Raw genomic sequence first — 19844 nt, 5'->3', positions numbered from 1 at the left:
GCTACCGTCGGCCGCATGACCCGTTTTATCGCCCTCCTGCGCGGAGTGAATGTCAACGGACGGACGGTCCGCAACGCGGAGCTCGCCGAGACGGTCGCCGGCGTCGGAGGGGAGCGGGTGCGGACGGTGTTGGCGAGCGGCAACGCGGCTCTCGACTCCGACCGCCCCGTCGCCGAGCTGAAGCCCGCGCTCGAAGCGGCGCTCGCCGAGCGGTTCGGCTACGACGCCTGGATCGTGCTCGTGACGCAGGAGGCGCTCGCCGCCGTGCTCGCTGCCTACCCCTTTCCGCGGATCGACGACGAGGCGCACCCCTACGTCGTCTTCGGCTCCGATGAGGCCGCGCTCGACGCCGCGCAGGCGGCGATCGGTGATCCGGACCCGGCGGTCGAGCTGGTCGCCCGCGGTGTCGACGTCCTCTACTGGCGCTGCCCGCGCGGATCCTCCACGGACACTCCCGTCGCGAAGGTCCTCGCCCGCTCCGCCTACCGCTCGACCACCACGACGCGGAACCTCCGCACTGTCGAGAAGCTCGCGACGGCCTGACGTCTGTCACCGAGGCTGGAGAGCGCCCGAGGCGGCGGTGCTCGCCGGGTTTTTCCTCGACACCCGCGTCCTCACCGACCCGACTGGGGGCACCCCCGCTGATGCTTCCGCTCGGGCGATATCGCCCCGCCGCGGCGCGGATCGGCACCCTGGATGGCGCAGAGATGACGGACGTGTAAACGGTTCCACACGGCGACCGGGGGGCGTATACGATACGTCCAGTCCGCGGCGGACGACCGTCATCGGCGGAACCGCCGAACGCCTGCCCCCGATCAGAGGTCCCCCCGCCGTGACTGCATCCCCGATGCGCCCCGATGCCTCCGCCCTTCGCGGCCTGCGCGCGCTCCTGTTCGACCTCGACGGAGTGCTGACGCCGACCGCCGACGTCCACATGCAGGCCTGGTCACGGCTGTTCACCGACTACCTCTCCTCGCGCAGCGTCGCCGAGGGCTACACCGACGCCGACTACTTCCGGTACATCGACGGCCGCCCGCGCTACGACGGTGTCCGGGCGCTCCTCGCCTCGCGCGGCATCACCCTGCCCGAGGGCACACCGGGGGACGACCCGTCGCTCGAGACCGTCTGCGGGCTCGGCAACCGCAAGAACGACGCCTTCAACCGCACCCTCGCCGAGAACGGAGTAGCGCCTTACCCGGGCTCGCTCCGCTTCGTCGACGCCGCGATCGCCGCGGGCGTGCAGGTCGCTGTCGTGACCTCCTCCCGCAACGGCGTGCCCGTGCTCGAGGCCGCGGGCCTGCGCGAGCGCTTCGAGGTCGTCGTGGACGGACTGCTCGCGGCCGAGCGCTCGATCGTCGGCAAGCCCGCGCCGGACACCTACCTCTACGCGGCCGAACTCCTCGGCCTTGCGGCCGCCGACTGCGCCGTTCTCGAGGACGCGCACTCCGGAGTCGCTGCGGGCCGCGCGGGCGGCTTCGGCCTCGTCGTCGGTGTCGACCGCGGAGTCGGCGCCGACACCCTGCTCGAGCACGGCGCTGACCTGGTCGTGGACGACCTGGCCGAGTTGCTCCCCTTCCTCCCCACCGCCCCCGAGGACGCCGCATGAACCCCATCACCTCCGACCCGCTCGACCGGAACCGCTTCCCGATCGACGAGTGGGCCCTCGTCGAGACCGAGTTCGCCTCCGAGCTGCAGGGCCGCACCGAGACGCTGTTCGCCACCGGCAACGGCTACCTGGGCCTGCGCGGCAACGTGGAGGAGGGGCGCGACGGCTACGCCTACGGGACGTTCATCAACGGGTTCCACGAGACCTGGCCGATCCGCCACGCGGAGGAGGCGTTCGGTTTCGCCCGCGTCGGCCAGACCATCGTCAACGTGCCCGACGCGAAAATCGTCCGCCTCTACGTCGACGACGAGCCGTTCGTGCTGAGCGAGGCCGACGTCCTCGCGTACTCACGGCGCCTCGACTTCGCGAACGGCGTGCTCACCCGCGAGCTGGAGTGGCGCACCCCGTCGGGTAAGCGCGTCCTGCTCCGCTCGCGTCGCCTGGTCTCGTTCACCGACCGGCACCTCGCGATCCTCGACTACGAGGTCGAGATGCTCGACGCCGACGCCTCCGTGCTCATCTCGAGCCAGATCCTCAACCGGCAGGACGGAGTCGACGAGTACCACGCCCCCTCCGGCAGCGAGGGCGCCGGCTTCGACCCGCGCCAGGCGGAGTCGTTCGAGGATCGGGTGCTCCAGCCCCGCCTCAAGCGCGTGAGCGGCACGCGCTATCTCCTCGGCTACCGCACCACCAACTCGCAGATGACCGTCGCGTGCGGCGCCGAGCACCAGCTCGAGACCGAGAACGAGTGGGACCAGACGTCGCAGATCGACGACGACCTCGCCAAGCACGTCTACCGGGTGCAGGCCAAGGCCGGCCGACCGGTGCGCCTGGTCAAGACGCTGACCTACCACACCTCCCGCGGCGTGCCCGTGCGCGAGCTCGCCGACCGCTGCGACCGCACGCTCGACCGCGCCCGCGAGACTCCGGTGGAGGAGCAGTTCACCAAGCAGCGCGAGTGGCTCGACGATTTCTGGACCCGCTCCGACGTGCAGATCGACGGCCAGCCCGCGATCCAGCAGGCCACCCGCTGGAACCTCTTCCAGCTCGCGCAGTCCACCGCCCGCACCGACGGCGGCGGAGTCGCGGCCAAGGGCGTCTCGGGCTCCGGCTACGGCGGCCACTACTTCTGGGACACCGAGGTCTACGTCCTGCCGTTCCTCAGTTACACGGCGCCGCTCGTCGCCCGTAACGCCCTGCGCTTCCGCCAGAACATGCTCGAGGCGGCCCGCTCGCGGGCGGCGGAGCTGAACCAGCGCGGCGCGCTGTTCCCGTGGCGCACCATCAACGGGCAGGAGTCGTCGGCGTACTACGCCGCCGGCACCGCGCAGTACCACATCGACGCCGACATCTCGTATGCGCTGATGCAGTACGTGGGCGCGACCGGAGACGACGACTTCCTCGCTCGCGGGGCGATCGACATCCTGGTCGAGACCGCGCGGATGTGGGCCGACCTGGGCTTCTGGCGCAGCAACGGCGACGACCACTTCCACATTCACGGAGTGACGGGACCGGACGAGTACACGACCGTCGTTAACGACAACCTGTACACGAACGTCATGGCCCGGTCGAACCTCCGCTCGGCCGCGCGTGCCGTCGAGCTGCTCAGGGCCGTCGAGCCGGCCGCGTACGAGCGGATGGCCGACCGCCTCGCTCTCAATGAGGGCGAGGTGCTCGAGTGGGCGCGCGCCGCCGAGAAGATGCACATCCCCTTCGACGCCCGGGCGGGCATCCACCCGCAGGACGCGGCCTTCCTCGAGAAGGAGCTGTGGGACCTGGAGAACACTCCGGCGAGTAAGCGCCCGCTGCTGCTGCACTTCCACCCGCTGGTGATCTACCGCTTCCAGGTGCTCAAGCAGGCGGATGTCGTGCTCGCGCTGCTGCTGCAGGGCAACGAGTTCACCGCGGAGCAGAAGCGCGCCGACTTCGAGTACTACGACGCGCTGACCACCGGCGACTCGACTCTCTCGGCCGTCGTGCAGTCGATTATCGCGGCCGAGGTCGGCTACAGCGACCTCGCCCGCCACTACTTCCTGTCGGCGCTCTTCGTCGACCTCGCCGATCTGCACCGCAACACGGCGGACGGCATTCACGTCGCCTCCACCGGCGGTGTCTGGAGTGCCCTGGTCTACGGCTTCGGCGGGATGCGCGACCACGGCGGCCGGATCACGCTCGACCCGCGCCTGCCCGACGACTGGGAGCGCCTCGTCTTCCGCATCACCCTCCACGGCACGCGCGTGCGCGTCGAGGTGACGCAGACGGAGGTCGTGCTGAGCGTCGAGACCGGCGACTCGGCCGCGATCACCGTCCGCGACGAGCGCGTGCACGTCGCGGCGGGCAGCCCCGTGCGCGTGCCGCTCACCCATCAGGGCCGCCGCCTGCACGGCGCCCCGACCACCTCCGACATCGAGGGCACCCGCCGTTCCGACGGGACCGTGATCACCGCCTCGATCCCCACCATCTCGATGAACCCCGAGCCGGAGGTGCTCACCGGTCCGTGAGCGCGCCCCGCCGCGAAGAACGCCCGGACACCGCCCCGACAGCGGCCAAGAAGGTACGTCCGGCTGATGGCAGCTCCACCAGCAGGCGTCGATGATGGAGGTGCGCGGCCGTCCTCGCCGCGCACCTCACAACGAGAGAAGGGAACTCACGATGGCATCTCCCCTCAGCGGTTTCTTCGGCGACCACGCAGATCCGGCCGAGGAGCTTGTCGCCATCTTCGGCGAAGGAACGTCGAGCACGTCGGCCGCCGTCGCCTCTGCGGTCGAGTGGGGTCGTCGTCTGCTCGCGGAGCGCGGGATCGAACCACGCAAGCAGGTCACCGCCATTCACGCCTTCCGGCAAGCCGAGCCGCGCCTGTCTCTCAAGCCCGCGACGTACCTGGCGAAGCTCGTCGCGGCCTGATCCGTCTTTCGTGGATCGTGCCGCGTCAGACCGAGGCGAGCAGCGAGCGCAGCGCCGAGGTGAAGAAGGTCAGCCCGTCGACGCCCGAGCGCATCGCCGCGGCAGTGTCCGGCCCGAAGCCTTCCTCGACCGCGTGCTCCGGGTGCGGCATGAGCCCCACCACGTTGCCGCGACGGTTGCTGATGCCGGCGATGTCGTTCATCGAGCCGTTCGGGTTGTGGCCGAGGTAGCGGACCACGACGCGTCCCTCCGCCTCCAGTTCGAGCAGAGTCTCGGCCGAGGCGATGTAGCCGCCCTCGCCGTTCTTGAGCGGGATCGTGATCTCCTGGCCGGGCTCGAAGCCGTTCGTCCAGGCGGTCTCGGTGCTCGCGACGAGCAGGCGCTGGTCGCGGCAGACGAAGGATCCGATGTCGTTCGCGATCAGGCCGCCCGGCAGCAGGTGCGCCTCCGTCAACATCTGGAAGCCGTTGCAGATGCCCAGCACCGGCGTCCCGGCGTTCGCCGCGTCGATCACCTCGCGCATGATCGGCGAGTGGGAGGCGATGGCGCCGCAGCGCAGGTAGTCGCCGTACGAGAATCCGCCGGGCAGCACGATCGCGTCGACCCCGTCGAGGTCGTGGTCGCCGTGCCAGAGCGCGACCGGATCCGCGCCCGCGAAGCGGACGGCGCGCTGGGCGTCGCGGTCGTCGAGCGAGCCGGGGAAGGTGATGACGCCGATCCTCATCGGGCGGCCTGCTCCGGGTAGTGGATCCCGACGACGTCCTCGATCACCGAGTTCGAGAGCATCTCGTCGGCGATCGCCTGCACCGAGGCGCGCACCTCGTCGGTCACCTCGTCCACCGTGATCTCGAAGCGCTTTCCCACCCGCACGCCGTGCAGGGCGGAGTGGCCCAGCCGCGCGAGTGCGCCGGCCACGGCCTTCCCCTGCGGGTCGAGCAGCTCGGCCTTGGGCATGACTTCAACGACGATCGTGGGCACCGTGTTCTCCGGGATCTCGGGGGAGTGCGGTCTTCCGCGCGACCATCGTACCTGCGGGGATCCTGGCGATCGGCGGCGGCTCAGGTGGTCGTGACGCGGATCGCGTTCGCCCAGGGGTCCTCGAAGGCGAGGGTGCGGCCGTCGTCGCGGGTGGCGGCTCCGGAGCGGGCCAGCCGCTCGCCGAGCGCGCCGAGGTCGTCGGCGCCGCGCACCACGATCTCGACCTGTCCGAGGCCGAGGGCCTGCTGCCGACGTCCGGCGCCCGCCGAGTTCCACGTAGTCATCGCCATGTGGTGGTGGTAGCCGCCCGCCGAGACGAACAGCTCCGCCCGTGCGTCCACGACCACTGCGTGCGGTCGCGGTCCCAGTAGAGCTCGACGCCGTTGTGCTCGGGGTCGTCGAAGGAGAAGGCCTTGCTGACCAGGTGGTCGGAGCTGCCGGTGAAGGAGCCGGGGTGCCGGGTCGCCACGCTGTACACGGCCGCAGCGAGGGCCGCCTCCGTCTCGATGAGGATCGCCGTGTGGACGAGGCCGGCGCTGCGCGGCGAGGCGTGCTTCAGGGCGACGCGGAGAGTCACCGCGCCCATTGCGGTGTCGGGGGCGAGCAGGTCGGAGGAGGAGGCGGGGTCACCGCACCGACGCTATCCGCTTGTCGTTGTCGCCACAACTATCCATCGTCGCCAGCGCTCTTAGGAACCGCTTAAGCGACACCCAGCCGGTGTGGGGAGGCCGGGCATGGAATGGGGACCGGTCGCCGCCAGGGGCGACCCCGGCACGAGGACGACACCATGAACGAGAGACACGAATTCGACGAGCGACAGGTCACCGACCAGTCCGCCCCGGCCGAGGCGACGAGCGCCGACGCACGACGCGCCCTCGCTCGTCGCGACCGTCGTCGCGCGATGATCGCCGGCGGCCTGGGGCTCGCCGTGCTGATCGGAGTGGCGGCGGGCGGAGTCTCGTACGCCGGCCGCACTGAGGCGGCCTCCTCGGCCTCCCGGGGCACCACGACCGTGGATCCGGGGGGATCCCGCGGGCCGTCCGGCAGCTACGCGATCTCCCCCTACTGGGGTGGATCGACCGTTGAGGGCGGATCCTTGCGGGGCGGCTCCTCCGTCGAGTCCGCCACCGGCGCCTCCGGCAGCACCGGCGTCGTCGCCGCGAGTGCCGCGCAGACCGCCGGCGTCGTCACCATCACCTCCGCGCTCAGCTACCAGGGCGCCAGCTCGGCCGGCACCGGCGTGATCCTCACCTCCGACGGCATGATCCTCACCAACAATCACGTCGTCGCGGGCGCCACCGCGATCGTGGTCACGGTGGAATTGACCGGGCGGAGCTACACCGCCCGTGTCGTCGGCACCGACGCGACGAACGACATCGCTGTCCTGCAGCTGAAGGACGCCTCCGGTCTCACGCGCGCCACCCTCGACACCGACGGAGTGGCCGTGGGCGATGCCGTGACCGCCGTCGGGAACGCGGGTGGCACCGGCGACCTGGTCGCCGCGTCCGGAGTGGTCACGGCCCTGAACCAGCAGATCACCACCCGCTCCGAGTCCGGCGTCTCGGAGGAGACGCTGACCGGTCTCCTCCAGGTCGATGCCGACATCGTCTCCGGCGACTCCGGCGGCCCCCTCGTCGACTCCGCCGGCCGCGTGGTCGGGATCACCACCGCCGCGTCGAGCGGCACGGTCGACATCACCGGCTTCGCCATCCCGATCGCGACGGCCCTCGACATCGTCACCACGATCGAGGCGGGTGCCGACACCGAGACCGTCGAGATCGGCTATCCCGCCTTCCTCGGTGTCTCCCTTTCGGCGGGCACACCGTCGCGGACGTCCCGCGCGCCCGCCACCACCGGTTCCGGCGCGTTGATTGGCGGCGTCGTCGAGGACACACCGGCCGCGAAGGCGGGCCTCGAGGCGGGCGATATCGTCACTGCCGTCGATGGTGTGGCCGTCGGTTCCGCAGCCGAGTTGTCGGCCCTGCTCGCCCAGCGCGAGCCCGGCGAGTCGGTGACGATCTCGTGGACCGGCTCTACGGGGGCCGCCCGCTCGGCCCAGGTCGTGCTGGTCGAGGGCCCAGTCGCCTGAGCGGAGCCTCCGCGGCCCGAGCGGAGTCGCCGTAGCGTTCCGCACCGTTCACCGTGAAAAGCGCGCCATGCCACCCGTTGTTTTGATCCGTTCAAGACAACTCGGTAGTGTCCTCGTCATGGCGACACTGGACCAGCGGCTCCGAGCCTCCGGGCTCAAGGTCACCGCCACCCGGCGGGCGGTGCTTCTCACTCTTCAGGAGCACCCGCACTCCGGGGTCGAGGCGGTCTTGGCCCGGGTGCGCGAAGGCCTCCCCGAGGCTTCGGCGCAGGCGGTCTACGGAGTGCTCTCGGCATTCACCGACGCCGGGATCGTCCGCCGCATCGAACCGGAGGGTCACCCCCGCCGGTTCGAGCTGAGGGTCGGCGATAACCATCACCATGTGGTCTGCCGACGCTGCGGAGCCGTCGCCGATGTCGACTGCGTCGTCGGGGAGGCGCCGTGCCTGCACCCGCAGACCGCGAGCGGCTTCGCCGTCGACACTGCCGACGTCACGTTCTGGGGCACCTGTTCCGACTGCCTGGCCTCGGCCCACTGACCACCATTCGCTACACCGCAGCGGCGGGCGCTCGCGCCCTTCGCCGACAGGAGGAACATGACCGAGGAACGATTCACCACCACGAACTCCGGAGCACCGGTCGCCAGCGACGACCACTCGCTGAGCGTCGGAGCCGACGGACCCCTCGCGCTCCACGACCACTACCTCGTCGAGAAGCTGGCACAGTTCAACCGCGAGCGCATTCCGGAGCGCGTCGTCCACGCCAAGGGCGGCGGCGCCTTCGGTCTCTTCACCACCACCGCCGACGTCAGCGCCTACACCCGCGCCGCGCTCTTTCAGCCCGGAGTCGAGACGGAGATGCTCGCGCGCTTCTCGACCGTCGCCGGTGAGCAGGGTTCGCCGGACACCTGGCGCGACCCCCGCGGCTTCGCGCTGAAGTTCTACACGAGCGAGGGCAATTACGACCTGGTCGGCAACAACACCCCTGTCTTCTTCCTCCGCGACGGCATCAAGTTCCCCGACTTCATCCGCTCGCAGAAGCGCCTGCCCGGCAGCCACCTGCGCGACCACGACATGCAGTGGGACTTCTGGACCCTCTCGCCCGAGTCGGCTCACCAGGTCACCTGGCTCATGGGCGACCGCGGACTGCCCTCCTCGTGGCGGCACATGGACGGCTTCGGCTCGCACACCTACCAGTGGATCAACGCGGCCGGCGAGCGCTTCTGGGTCAAGTACCACTTCAAGACCGACCAGGGCGTCGAGATCCTGACCCAGGAGCAGGCCGACCAGATCGCCGGAGAGGACGCGGACTTCCACATCCGCGACCTGTCCTCCGCGATCGACCGCGGCGACTTCCCCTCGTGGACGCTGTCGGTGCAGGTCATGCCGTATGAGGACGCGAAGAGCTACCGCTTCAACCCGTTCGACCTCACCAAGGTCTGGCCCCACTCCGACTACCCGCTGATCGAGGTCGGCACGATGACGCTCGACCGCAACCCTGAGAACTACTTCGCGCAGATCGAGCAGGCGGCGTTCGCCCCGTCGAACTTCGTACCCGGGATCGCGGCCAGCCCCGACAAGATGCTCCTCGCGCGCATCTTCAGCTATGCCGACGCGCACCGCTACCGCGTGGGGACCAACCATGCCCAGCTGCCGGTGAACGCGCCGAAGTCGCCGGTGCACTCGTACTCGAAGGACGGCCCCATGCGGTTCGACTTTCAGAAGTCCGAGGTGCCCGTCTACGCGCCGAACTCGCAGGGCGGCGCTCACGCCGATCCCGCCCGGGCGGCGGAGTCGGCCGGCTGGAGCACCGACGGTGAACTGACGCGCGCAGCGGCGACCCTGCACCCTGAGGATGACGACTTCGGCCAGGCCAGAACGCTCTACCGCGACGTTCTCGACGACGATGCGCGCGCCCGTCTGGTCGCGAACATCGCTGGCCACGTATCGAAGGTCACGCGTCCGGAGCTCCGTCAGCGCGTGCTCCAGTACTGGGCGAATGTCGACTCGTCGCTCTCGCAGCGCGTCGCCGAGGCGCTGGAGCCGTCGGCGCCCGGTGCGGATGTCTCCGCGGAGGCCGTCGGCATCGGCGCGTAGTCCTCGACTGCCCCAGGAGGAGCGCGTGGTACCGGAGTGATCCAGGCCGCGCGCTCCTCCTCGTTGGTGGGGGACCGAGGATGCAGCAGAGCGGGGCGTGCAGGGACGAGCCCGAGGACGACACGCCCGGGATGAGCCATTTCCGGCTCCCGTTTGACAGCGCCGCGATCGCTGCGTAACTTATTCCGAGTCGCCACATAGGCCGCAGGGAAACGGAAAGAGCAGCAGCTCCCACGTCCCGGCCTCAATCGGGACCATCCACTCGGTAAGACAGCCTCTCGGGGCAGGCCTGCCGAACGGATGTCATACCTTCGCCGGATCCCTCGGATCCAGTATCTTCGCCGCCCGGTCGAGGACGTCAGTCTTCTACCGAGCAATGTTGGGGCACCTCCGGGTGCGACAACGGGGCAAAGAAGCCGGATTTGACACGGCCAGCGGATGTGCTAGGTTATACAAGTTGCCACGGCGACAAGGAGAAAGAAACTTCTCCTAGTCTAACCGAGTATCTGCGTATGACGCAAGCAGCAACATCTTTCGATCACTCTCGTTGTGAAGCATCGTTTTCGGTGTGGAGGCGGGGTGTGTCCGATTCTTGAGAACTCAACAGCGTGCACTATGTTCAATGCCAATTTTATACCTCGGCTCGGTCTTCGGATCGGGTTGGGATTCCTTTGGAAATTGATGTCAGCTTCCGGCTTCAGGGTCGGAGAGATGTCTTATTTGCTGGAGGTCAAACTTGACTCTTCTTCTCTTCGGGGTTGGAGGTCGTAATTTTTTTACGGAGAGTTTGATCCTGGCTCAGGACGAACGCTGGCGGCGTGCTTAACACATGCAAGTCGAACGATGAAGCCCAGCTTGCTGGGTGGATTAGTGGCGAACGGGTGAGTAACACGTGAGTAACCTGCCCTTGACTCTGGGATAAGCGCTGGAAACGGCGTCTAATACCGGATACGACCTGCCCCGGCATCGGGTGCGGGTGGAAAGTTTTTCGGTCAAGGATGGACTCGCGGCCTATCAGCTTGTTGGTGAGGTAATGGCTCACCAAGGCGACGACGGGTAGCCGGCCTGAGAGGGTGACCGGCCACACTGGGACTGAGACACGGCCCAGACTCCTACGGGAGGCAGCAGTGGGGAATATTGCACAATGGGCGAAAGCCTGATGCAGCAACGCCGCGTGGGGGATGACGGCCTTCGGGTTGTAAACCTCTTTTAGTAGGGAAGAAGGGCTTCGGCTTGACGGTACCTGCAGAAAAAGCACCGGCTAACTACGTGCCAGCAGCCGCGGTAATACGTAGGGTGCAAGCGTTGTCCGGAATTATTGGGCGTAAAGAGCTCGTAGGCGGTTTGTCGCGTCTGCTGTGAAAACCCGAGGCTCAACCTCGGGCCTGCAGTGGGTACGGGCAGACTAGAGTGCGGTAGGGGAGAATGGAATTCCTGGTGTAGCGGTGGAATGCGCAGATATCAGGAGGAACACCGATGGCGAAGGCAGTTCTCTGGGCCGTTACTGACGCTGAGGAGCGAAAGCGTGGGGAGCGAACAGGATTAGATACCCTGGTAGTCCACGCCGTAAACGTTGGGAACTAGATGTGGGGACCTTTCCACGGTCTCCGTGTCGCAGCTAACGCATTAAGTTCCCCGCCTGGGGAGTACGGCCGCAAGGCTAAAACTCAAAGGAATTGACGGGGGCCCGCACAAGCGGCGGAGCATGCGGATTAATTCGATGCAACGCGAAGAACCTTACCAAGGCTTGACATATACCGGAAACGTCCAGAAATGGTCGCCCCGCAAGGTCGGTATACAGGTGGTGCATGGTTGTCGTCAGCTCGTGTCGTGAGATGTTGGGTTAAGTCCCGCAACGAGCGCAACCCTCGTTCTATGTTGCCAGCACGTTATGGTGGGAACTCATAGGAGACTGCCGGGGTCAACTCGGAGGAAGGTGGGGATGACGTCAAATCATCATGCCCCTTATGTCTTGGGCTTCACGCATGCTACAATGGCCGGTACAAAGGGCTGCGATACCGTAAGGTGGAGCGAATCCCAAAAAGCCGGTCTCAGTTCGGATTGAGGTCTGCAACTCGACCTCATGAAGTCGGAGTCGCTAGTAATCGCAGATCAGCAACGCTGCGGTGAATACGTTCCCGGGCCTTGTACACACCGCCCGTCAAGTCATGAAAGTCGGTAACACCCGAAGCCAGTGGCCTAACCGCAAGGAGGGAGCTGTCGAAGGTGGGATCGGTGATTAGGACTAAGTCGTAACAAGGTAGCCGTACCGGAAGGTGCGGCTGGATCACCTCCTTTCTAAGGAGCATCTGGACACCGCAGGGTGTTCCAGGCGCCAGATCAAAGCGAATGTCTTTGCTGGTAGCTCATGGGTGGAACATTGAACTGGGTGCTCGTCGAGATCGTCTCGCGTCAGTACAGCCTTCGGGTTGGGAACGCGTCGGGGTGGTGGAGTCGGGTACATGCACGCTGTTGGGTCCTGAGGGACCGGGCCGGTTGCCTTCGGGTGGCGGGGTCGACTCTCTGGATCTTTTTCTCACGCCTGGGTGTGTGGGGGAGGGATACCGCCCGTATTTTGAGAACTACACAGTGGACGCGAGCATCTTTAGATTCAGGACTGCAAATCCTGAATCGAATAGATCTAGGACTTCAAATCCTGGATCGAACAGACCCGGGACTTCAAATCCTGGGTCGCACAAATCGACGACTGACATCGTTGGTCGCACAGGTTCGGGACTTCAAATCCTGGGCTGCACAGGTTCGGGACTTCAAATCCCGGGCTGCTCTGATCCGGGACTTCAAATCTTGGATGGGCGGGCTCGCTGGGGTGCCTTCGGGTGGTCTTGGCGGTGGTTGTGTGTGCGACATGTTGATTTGTGGTTTCTTAAACTCATGTGATTTCAAGTTTTTAAGAGCAAACGGTGAATGCCTTGGCATCTGGAGCCGAAGAAGGACGTCGTAATCTGCGATAAGCCTCGGGGAGCTGATAAACGAGCTGTGATCCGAGGATTTCCGAATGGGGAAACCCCGCCAGGCCCCTTGTGGTGACCTGGTGACTCCCGCCTGAATATATAGGGCGGGTAGAGGGAACGTGGGGAAGTGAAACATCTCAGTACCCACAGGAAGAGAAAACAACAGTGATTCCGTTAGTAGTGGCGAGCGAACGCGGAAGAGGCTAAACCGAGTCATGTGTGATACCCGGCAGGGGTTGCATGGTCGGGGTTGTGGGACTTTTCGTCGTGTTCTGCCGAGCACGGAACGTTACAGCGCATCATAGACGAACAGGTTTGAATGCCTGGCCGGAGTGGGTGCGAGCCCCGTAGTCGAAATGGTGTTATGGCGTGAAGAGTATCCCAAGTAGCACGGGGCCCGAGAAATCCCGTGTGAATCTGTCAGGACCACCTGATAAGCCTAAATACTCCCAGATGACCGATAGCGGACAAGTACCGTGAGGGAAAGGTGAAAAGTACCCCGGGAGGGGAGTGAAATAGTACCTGAAACCGTTTGCTTACAAACCGTCGGAGCCTCCTTGTTGGGGTGACGGCGTGCCTTTTGAAGAATGAGCCTGCGAGTTAGTGCTCTGTGGCGAGGTTAACCCGTGTGGGGCAGCCGTAGCGAAAGCGAGTCCGAATAGGGCGTTTATAGTCGCAGGGTCTAGACCCGAAGCGAAGTGATCTATCCATGGCCAGGTTGAAGCGACGGTAAGACGTCGTGGAGGACCGAACCCACTTCAGTTGAAAATGGAGGGGATGAGCTGTGGATAGGGGTGAAAGGCCAATCAAACTTCGTGATAGCTGGTTCTCTCCGAAATGCATTTAGGTGCAGCGTTGCGTGTTTCTTGCCGGAGGTAGAGCTACTGGATGGCCGATGGGGCCCAAAAGCTTACTGACGTCAGCCAAACTCCGAATGCCGGTAAGTGAGAGCGCAGCAGTGAGACTGTGGGGGATAAGCTTCATAGTCGAGAGGGAAACAACCCAGACCACCAACTAAGGTCCCTAAGCGCGTGCTAAGTGGGAAAGGATGTGGAGTTGCACAGACAACCAGGAGGTTGGCTTAGAAGCAGCCACCCTTGAAAGAGTGCGTAATAGCTCACTGGTCAAGTGATTCCGCGCCGACAATGTAACGGGGCTCAAGCACGCCACCGAAGTTGTGGCATTGACATTAGTGGTAGGCCTTCGTGGTCCAGCCGTGTTGATGGGTAGGAGAGCGTCGTGTGGCGAGTGAAGCGGCGGTGTGAACCAGCCGTGGACGCCACACGAGTGAGAATGCAGGCATGAGTAGCGAAAGACGGGTGAGAAACCCGTCCTCCGGAAGACCAAGGGTTCCAGGGTCAAGCTAATCTTCCCTGGGTAAGTCGGGACCTAAGGCGAGGCCGACAGGCGTAGTCGATGGACAACGGGTTGATATTCCCGTACCGGCGAAGAACCGCCCAAGATAATCCAGTAGTGCTAAGTATCTGAATCCCTGTGATGGATCCCCTCGGGGTGAAGCGTTGGGCCTAGCGTACGACCCCGTGCTGGTGCGTTTAGCGTATTAACAGGTGTGACGCAGGAAGGTAGCCGAGCCGGGCGATGGTTGTCCCGGTCTAAGGATGTAGGGCGAACGATAGGCAAATCCGTCGTTCATGTAGCCTGAGATCTGATGGGTAGACGCAAGTCGAAATCGGTGATCCTATGCTGCCAAGAAAAGCATCGACGCGAGGTTCTAGCTGCCCGTACCCCAAACCGACTCAGGTGGTCAGGTAGAGAATACCAAGGAGATCGAGAGAATCGTGGTTAAGGAACTCGGCAAAATGCCCCCGTAACTTCGGGAGAAGGGGGGCCTGAGGCGTGAACGGACTTGCTCCGGGAGCGTTCGATGGCCGCAGAGACCAGTGGGAAGCGACTGTTTACTAAAAACACAGGTCCGTGCTAAGTCGCAAGACGATGTATACGGACTGACGCCTGCCCGGTGCTGGAAGGTTAAGAGGAACGGTTAGCCTCACGGCGAAGCTGAGAATTTAAGCCCCAGTAAACGGCGGTGGTAACTATAACCATCCTAAGGTAGCGAAATTCCTTGTCGGGTAAGTTCCGACCTGCACGAATGGCGTAACGACTTCCCAGCTGTCTCAACCGCGAACTCGGCGAAATTGCATTACGAGTAAAGATGCTCGTTACGCGCAGCAGGACGGAAAGACCCCGTGACCTTTACTATAGTTTGGTATTGGTGTTCGGTGTGGCTTGTGTAGGATAGGTGGGAGACTGTGAAGCGGGCACGCTAGTGTTCGTGGAGTCATTGTTGAAATACCACTCTGGTCACTCTGGATATCTAACTTCGGACCCTAATCGGGTTCAGGGACAGTGCCTGATGGGTAGTTTAACTGGGGCGGTTGCCTCCCAAAAAGTAACGGAGGCGCCCAAAGGTTCCCTCAACCTGGTTGGCAATCAGGTGGCGAGTGTAAGTGCACAAGGGAGCTTGACTGTGAGACTGACAAGTCGAGCAGGGACGAAAGTCGGGACTAGTGATCCGGCAGTGGCTTGTGGAAGCGCTGTCGCTCAACGGATAAAAGGTACCTCGGGGATAACAGGCTGATCTTGCCCAAGAGTCCATATCGACGGCATGGTTTGGCACCTCGATGTCGGCTCGTCGCATCCTGGGGCTGGAGTAGGTCCCAAGGGTTGGGCTGTTCGCCCATTAAAGCGGTACGCGAGCTGGGTTTAGAACGTCGTGAGACAGTTCGGTCCCTATCCGCTGCGCGCGCAGGAAATTTGAGAAGATCTATCCCTAGTACGAGAGGACCGGGATGGACGAACCTCTGGTGTGTCAGTTGTTCCGCCAGGAGCACCGCTGATTAGCTACGTTCGGAACGGATAACCGCTGAAAGCATCTAAGCGGGAAGCCGGCTTCGAGATGAGATTTCCATCCCTTCGGGGGAGAGGCTCCCAGCCAGACGACTGGGTTGATAGGCCGGATGTGGAAGACAGGACTAAAGACTGTCGGAGCTGACCGGTACTAATAAGCCGATAACTTGATAATCACTACACTCATACCGTTGTAAAGGCTGGTAGGAGTGGTCAGAGATTGCTTGCGTCCACTTTGTGGTTCCCAGAAGACGGGCACCCCGCGCGGTCCTTCGGGGCGGCTGCGGAACAATTGAAGACACGCACGGCGTGTAACCCAGATTTGACCATGCACTGCGAGGTGTGTGTGTCGCCAGGGTTACGGCGGCCATAGCGAGAGGGAAACGCCCGGTCACATTCCGAACCCGGAAGCTAAGACTCTCAGCGCCGATGGTACTGCAGGGGGGACCCTGTGGGAGAGTAGGACACCGCCGGACACCATTCACGATGGCCATCCAGAAATGGGTGGCCATCGCTGTTTAACCACCACTTCGACCGTCTCTGCCCAGCCGATCAGCGGGCGGGTTAGGGTGGTGCGACGGCTTCGGTCGTCGTCTTCGCCCTCGGGCGGACCAACTCCACAGAGCATCACCACGACAGGCGAGGAACGCATGGACGACTCAGGATCCGACCAGAACGACCGGGACTCCGGACGGCGGGACGAGCGCTCTCCCCGGGCCGGTCGTCCCTCGAACGGTCGTGGCGAATCGGGCGACTCCCGTCCGCGTCGCGAGGGTGATGCTCGTCCTCCGTACCGCGGCGGTGGCGACTCGCGTCCCCAGCGAAACGCTGACCCGCGTCCTCGTCGGGACGGCGACTCGCGTCCTCCGTATCGGGGCGGTAGCGGTGGCGAGTCGCGTCCGCAGCGTGATGGTGATGCTCGTCCTCCGTACCGTGGTGGTGGCAATTCGCGTCCGCAGCGTGACGGCGATTCGCGTCGGGACGGCGACTCGCGACCGCCCTTCCGCGCGGGCTCGCGGGACGGCGGGGCGCGCCCCTGGTCGAACGATCGCCGCAACGGTGGGGACCGCCCGGGCGGCGGCCGCGGACGCGAGGGTTTCGGCAGCGGCCGGGGCGGCCCGCACGAGGAGCCGGAGCTCAGCGAGGAGGAGCGCGAACGGCGCTCTCTGCAGTCGGTGCGCCCACGTCACGACGATCCCGATCTGCCGGATGACGTGCAGGCGAAGGACCTCGACAAGGTCGCGCGCAATGAACTGCGCACGCTCTCGAAGGACAACGCTGAGTGGGTCGCCCGTCACCTGGTGATGGCCGGCCGCCTCCTCGAGGAGGACCCGGAGTTGGCGCATCGCCATGTGCTCTCCGCCGCTCGTCGGGCGGGACGCATCGCCGTGGTGCGCGAGTCGCTGGCCATCTCGGCGTACGCGACCGGTGACTTCGCTCTGGCACTCCGGGAGCTGCGCACCTTCCGCCGCATCTCGGGCTCCGATGAGCAGGTTCCGCTGATGGTCGACTCCGAGCGCGGCGTCGGTCGGCCCGACAAGGCGCTCGAACTGGGGCGGTCCATCGACCGCAGCAGGCTGAGCCCAGGCGCCCAGGTGTCCCTGGCCATCGCTATGTCCGGTGCGCGCCTCGACCTTGGTCAGACGGAACTCGCTGTGATGGAGCTGGAGATCTCGCAGCTGGATCCGGACCGGGCGTTCTCGTACAGTCCCGATCTCTTCGCTGCCTACGCCCTGGTGCTCGAGGAGCTCGGTCGCTCCGACGAGGCGGCGGAGTGGCAGCGCCGTGCCGACGTCGCCGCGCAGGCGGTGTTCGCTGCCGAGGGCGGCGGTGACGACGAGACGATCGAGGTGATCGAGGAGGAGCCCGAGCGCGCCACCACCACCGCCACCCGCCCCACCACCGAGGAGGACCCGGATGTTCCGCGGCAGTAGAACTGAGCCCACCCCGCTCGACGGGCGCGACTCGGTGCTGGCCGACCTCGACGGGGTCGTCTACAGGGGTGCCGAGGCGATCCCGTTCGCGGTGGAGAGTCTCAACCGCGCGGCCGAGTCGCTGCGGATCGGCTACATCACCAACAACGCCTCACGTACCGACGCGTCCGTCGCCGGACATCTCTCGGAGCTCGGGCTGAGCGTGCGACCCGAGGACGTCGTCACCTCGCCGCAGGCCGCGGTCGTCTTGCTCGCCGATCTGGTGCCGGCGGGCGCGACGATCCTCGTGGTTGGCGCGGAGGGTCTCACCTCGGAGGTCGAGCGTGCAGGCTTCACGGTGACGCGGAGCGCGGAGGACTCGCCGGCCGCAGTCATCCAGGGCTTCGCGCCCACGGTCGGCTGGGAGCAGCTGGCCGAGGCCTCGTTCGCGCTGCACACCGGTATCCCGTGGGTCGCGACGAACACGGACTGGACGATCCCCGTCGCGCGCGGCATCGCTCCGGGAAACGGCACGCTCGTCTCGGCCGTGCACACCGCGGTCGGCCGGCTCCCAATCGTCGCAGGCAAGCCGGAGCGCGCGATCTTCGATGCGGCGACCGCGCGGTTCGGCTCCGCGAATCCGCTCTTCCTCGGCGACCGGCTGGACACCGATATCGCCGGAGCGAACGGCGCGGACATGGCGAGTGCGCACGTGCTGACCGGGATCGACCGGGCGAAGCAATTGCTCGCCGCCGAGCCGAAGCTCCGCCCGACCTACATCCTCGGCGACCTGCGTGAGTTGCACCTGCCGTACCCGGCGACGACCGTCTCGCGGAACGGGACTCACGCCGTCCGCGGCGCGAAGGTGCGCCTCGAGGGCGACTCCGTCCTGATCGTGGACGCGGGCGAGGACGCGACCGACCTGCTCCGGGCCGCCTGTTCGGTGATCTGGTCGTCCGGTCGGGCGATCTACGGCCTCGACGTTCCGGAGTCGCTTTACAGCTGATCCTGCGCGGCGGGCTCCCGGCGTCCCTCGCGCCGGAGGAGCCCGTCGAGGCGGCCGGCCAGCCCGACGGCGACGATCGCGATCAGCGCACCGTAGGAGAAGGTCGCGGCGAAGACGCCGGTGCCGGCTCCGATCAGCCCGGTGACTGCCGCGGCGAGCAGTCCCGTCAGCGCGAGCGAGACCGAGGCGCCGGTCGAGTCGGCGATCTGCAGGGCCGAGCTATTGAAGCCCTCCCGGCCCGGTGCCGAGAGCGCGAGCGTCATCGTCCCCATCCGCGGGAACATCGTGCCCATGCCACCGCCGGCGAGGAACCAGCCGACGCCCGCGACGATCGGGCTGAGCGCGAGCACGGTCACGAGCAGCACGACGGCAATCCCGGCGAGGACCAGCGACGTGCCGAGCCGCATCGCTCCTCCGTGGCTGAGGCGGGTGCCCGGGCGGCCCTGGAGGTTCGAGCCGAGAGCCCACGAGACGGCGCCCGCCGTCAGCACCGCTCCCGAGAGCCACGGAGGCAGGCCGTACTGCTCCGAGAGCAGCAGTGGCAGGTACACCTCGGTGCCGAAGAAGGCTGCGGTGACGAGGGCGCGGAGGAGGATCACCGACGGCAGGACGCCCCGCGCGCGCAGTGTGCCGGCCGGCAGGAGAGCGCGGACGGCGACGATCACGACGACGACGGCCGCGGCGGCGAGGAGACCGGCGAGGTCCGGCGCGAGCTCGGCGCTCGTGCTCAGAACGACGACTGCGGCCGAGACGACGACGGCGCGGAAGACGCGGCCGACCGAGCGCCGGTCGAAGGGCAGCCTGTCGCGCGGTTCGAGGGCGCGGAGGGTCGGCGAGATCGCGGCGCTCGCGAGGGCGACCAGCGCGACGACTCCGAAGAACACCCAGTGCCAGCTCGCCAGCTCCGCGACGACTCCGGCCACCAGCGGTCCGACCAGGGAGGGAACGACCCAGGCGGCGGCGAAGGCGCCGAAGATCCGCGGATGCAGCTCGCTCGGATACACCCGGGCGACGAGAACGTAGAGGGTGACGGTGATGCCTCCGCTGCCCAGCCCCTGCACCAGCCGGGCCCCGACGAAGACGGGCATCGACTGTGCGGCGCCGGCGGCGATCAGCCCCAGGGTGAAGAGCAGGATTGCGGTGACCAGCGACGGAGTCGGCCCGCGACGGTCTGCGGAGGAGCCGGCCGCCACCATCCCGACGACCGCGGCGGCGAGCGCCGCTGCGAAGGCGAGCGGGTAGAGCGCGCGGCCGTTCAGGTCGGCGCTGACGATCGGCATGATCGTCGTCACCGCGAGTGACTCGAACGCGCACAAGAACACGAGGCTCGTAGTTCCGACGGTGGTCAGGAGGAAGGGAGCCGAGGTGATGCCGCGGCGATCGTGAGAACGCACCTGCTCAACAGTACGCCGG

The 19844-nt window shown here is 66.0% G+C and carries 12 protein-coding genes, 3 rRNA genes and 1 pseudogene; 12 read left to right on the top strand and 4 right to left on the bottom strand.

All coding sequences use genetic code 11. The annotated features are described in order from the left end of the window. The first annotated feature begins 15 nt into the window (after positions 1-15). The 4 genes from A6122_RS13870 to A6122_RS13855 all read left to right on the top strand — a co-directional run bounded on the left by A6122_RS13870 (position 16) and on the right by A6122_RS13855 (position 4510). A complete protein-coding gene (locus A6122_RS13870) occupies positions 16-543 on the top strand; it encodes a DUF1697 domain-containing protein (RefSeq protein WP_068256040.1) in 528 nt (175 codons plus the stop codon). Between the two features lie 304 nt (positions 544-847). After that, positions 848-1606 (top strand): HAD family hydrolase, encoded by a 759-nt coding sequence (locus tag A6122_RS13865; protein ID WP_068256035.1) that lies wholly within the window; start codon positions 848-850, stop codon positions 1604-1606. Then, the gene (locus A6122_RS13860) at positions 1603-4107 is read left to right on the top strand and encodes a glycoside hydrolase family 65 protein (protein WP_068256032.1); all 2505 of its coding nucleotides are present in this window, start codon (positions 1603-1605) and stop codon (positions 4105-4107) included. Before A6122_RS13865 ends, A6122_RS13860 begins: the two co-directional genes overlap by 4 nt. Positions 4108-4258: 151 nt before the next feature. Then, a complete protein-coding gene (locus A6122_RS13855; protein ID WP_068256027.1) occupies positions 4259-4510 on the top strand; it encodes a hypothetical protein in 252 nt (83 codons plus the stop codon). Between the two features lie 25 nt (positions 4511-4535). Here the strand turns inward: A6122_RS13855 and purQ are convergent, their stop codons facing one another. The 3 genes and pseudogenes from purQ to A6122_RS16110 form a co-directional block, all read right to left on the bottom strand. Next, entirely contained in the window at positions 4536-5234 is a 699-nt protein-coding gene (purQ, locus tag A6122_RS13850; protein WP_068256026.1) for a phosphoribosylformylglycinamidine synthase subunit PurQ, read from the bottom strand. Then, positions 5231-5488: a phosphoribosylformylglycinamidine synthase subunit PurS gene (gene purS / locus A6122_RS13845; RefSeq protein ID WP_068256025.1), complete on the bottom strand. Its 258-nt coding sequence runs from the start codon at positions 5486-5488 to the stop codon at positions 5231-5233. The genes purQ and purS overlap by 4 nt, the downstream gene beginning before the upstream one ends. 80 nt (positions 5489-5568) lie before the next feature. Next, positions 5569-6074, bottom strand: a pseudogene (locus tag A6122_RS16110) (VOC family protein). A 201-nt stretch (positions 6075-6275) separates the two neighbouring features. Between A6122_RS16110 and A6122_RS13830 the strand changes: the two are divergent. The 8 genes from A6122_RS13830 (at position 6276) to A6122_RS13795 (ending at position 18431) form a co-directional block, all read left to right on the top strand. Further along, positions 6276-7577, top strand: a complete 1302-nt coding sequence (locus A6122_RS13830; protein WP_237358197.1) for a S1C family serine protease — start codon at positions 6276-6278, stop codon at positions 7575-7577. 118 nt (positions 7578-7695) lie between these two features. Continuing rightward, on the top strand, positions 7696-8115 hold the full coding sequence (locus tag A6122_RS13825; protein WP_068256022.1) for a Fur family transcriptional regulator: 420 nt from the start codon (positions 7696-7698) through the stop codon (positions 8113-8115). Positions 8116-8172: 57 nt separating this feature from the next. Next, complete coding sequence (locus tag A6122_RS13820; RefSeq protein ID WP_068256020.1) at positions 8173-9672, top strand: catalase; 1500 nt, start codon at positions 8173-8175, stop codon at positions 9670-9672. A gap of 775 nt (positions 9673-10447) precedes the next feature. After that, positions 10448-11970, top strand: a 16S ribosomal RNA gene (locus tag A6122_RS13815). Positions 11971-12570: 600 nt separating this feature from the next. Continuing rightward, positions 12571-15687: ribosomal RNA gene (locus A6122_RS13810) — 23S ribosomal RNA — on the top strand. Positions 15688-15871: 184 nt separating this feature from the next. Further along, positions 15872-15988: ribosomal RNA gene (gene rrf / locus A6122_RS13805) — 5S ribosomal RNA — on the top strand. The 16S, 23S and 5S rRNA genes sit together here, the layout of an rRNA operon. Positions 15989-16687: 699 nt before the next feature. Continuing rightward, on the top strand, positions 16688-17446 hold the full coding sequence (locus tag A6122_RS13800) for a tetratricopeptide repeat protein (protein ID WP_181137156.1): 759 nt from the start codon (positions 16688-16690) through the stop codon (positions 17444-17446). Continuing rightward, positions 17430-18431 (top strand): HAD-IIA family hydrolase, encoded by a 1002-nt coding sequence (locus A6122_RS13795; protein ID WP_068256017.1) that lies wholly within the window; start codon positions 17430-17432, stop codon positions 18429-18431. The genes A6122_RS13800 and A6122_RS13795 overlap by 17 nt, the downstream gene beginning before the upstream one ends. Here A6122_RS13795 and A6122_RS13790 read toward each other — a convergent pair. Beyond that, on the bottom strand, positions 18422-19825 hold the full coding sequence (locus A6122_RS13790) for an MFS transporter (RefSeq protein WP_068256015.1): 1404 nt from the start codon (positions 19823-19825) through the stop codon (positions 18422-18424). The two genes, A6122_RS13795 and A6122_RS13790, sit on opposite strands and share 10 nt — an antisense overlap. Positions 19826-19844: the final 19 nt, after the last annotated feature.

This window comes from Rathayibacter tritici (assembly GCF_001641005.1).
In the GTDB taxonomy this organism is placed as follows: Bacteria; Actinomycetota; Actinomycetes; order Actinomycetales; family Microbacteriaceae; genus Rathayibacter; species Rathayibacter tritici.
Note: the sequence above shows the minus strand (reverse complement) of the source record. Positions and strands in the feature narration are given on the sequence as shown.

Excerpts from the sequence above, each read along its gene's own strand:
- A6122_RS13860 (WP_068256032.1), top strand. The coding sequence starts at position 1,603 with ATGAACCCCATCACCTCCGACCCGCTCGACCGGAACCGCTTCCCGATC.
- purQ (WP_068256026.1), bottom strand. The coding sequence starts at position 5,234 with ATGAGGATCGGCGTCATCACCTTCCCCGGCTCGCTCGACGACCGCGAC.
- A6122_RS13870 (WP_068256040.1), top strand. The coding sequence starts at position 16 with ATGACCCGTTTTATCGCCCTCCTGCGCGGAGTGAATGTCAACGGACGG.
- A6122_RS13865 (WP_068256035.1), top strand. The coding sequence starts at position 848 with ATGCGCCCCGATGCCTCCGCCCTTCGCGGCCTGCGCGCGCTCCTGTTC.
- A6122_RS13795 (WP_068256017.1), top strand. The coding sequence starts at position 17,430 with ATGTTCCGCGGCAGTAGAACTGAGCCCACCCCGCTCGACGGGCGCGAC.
- A6122_RS13830 (WP_237358197.1), top strand. The coding sequence starts at position 6,276 with ATGAACGAGAGACACGAATTCGACGAGCGACAGGTCACCGACCAGTCC.
- A6122_RS13820 (WP_068256020.1), top strand. The coding sequence starts at position 8,173 with ATGACCGAGGAACGATTCACCACCACGAACTCCGGAGCACCGGTCGCC.
- A6122_RS13855 (WP_068256027.1), top strand. The coding sequence starts at position 4,259 with ATGGCATCTCCCCTCAGCGGTTTCTTCGGCGACCACGCAGATCCGGCC.
- A6122_RS13825 (WP_068256022.1), top strand. The coding sequence starts at position 7,696 with ATGGCGACACTGGACCAGCGGCTCCGAGCCTCCGGGCTCAAGGTCACC.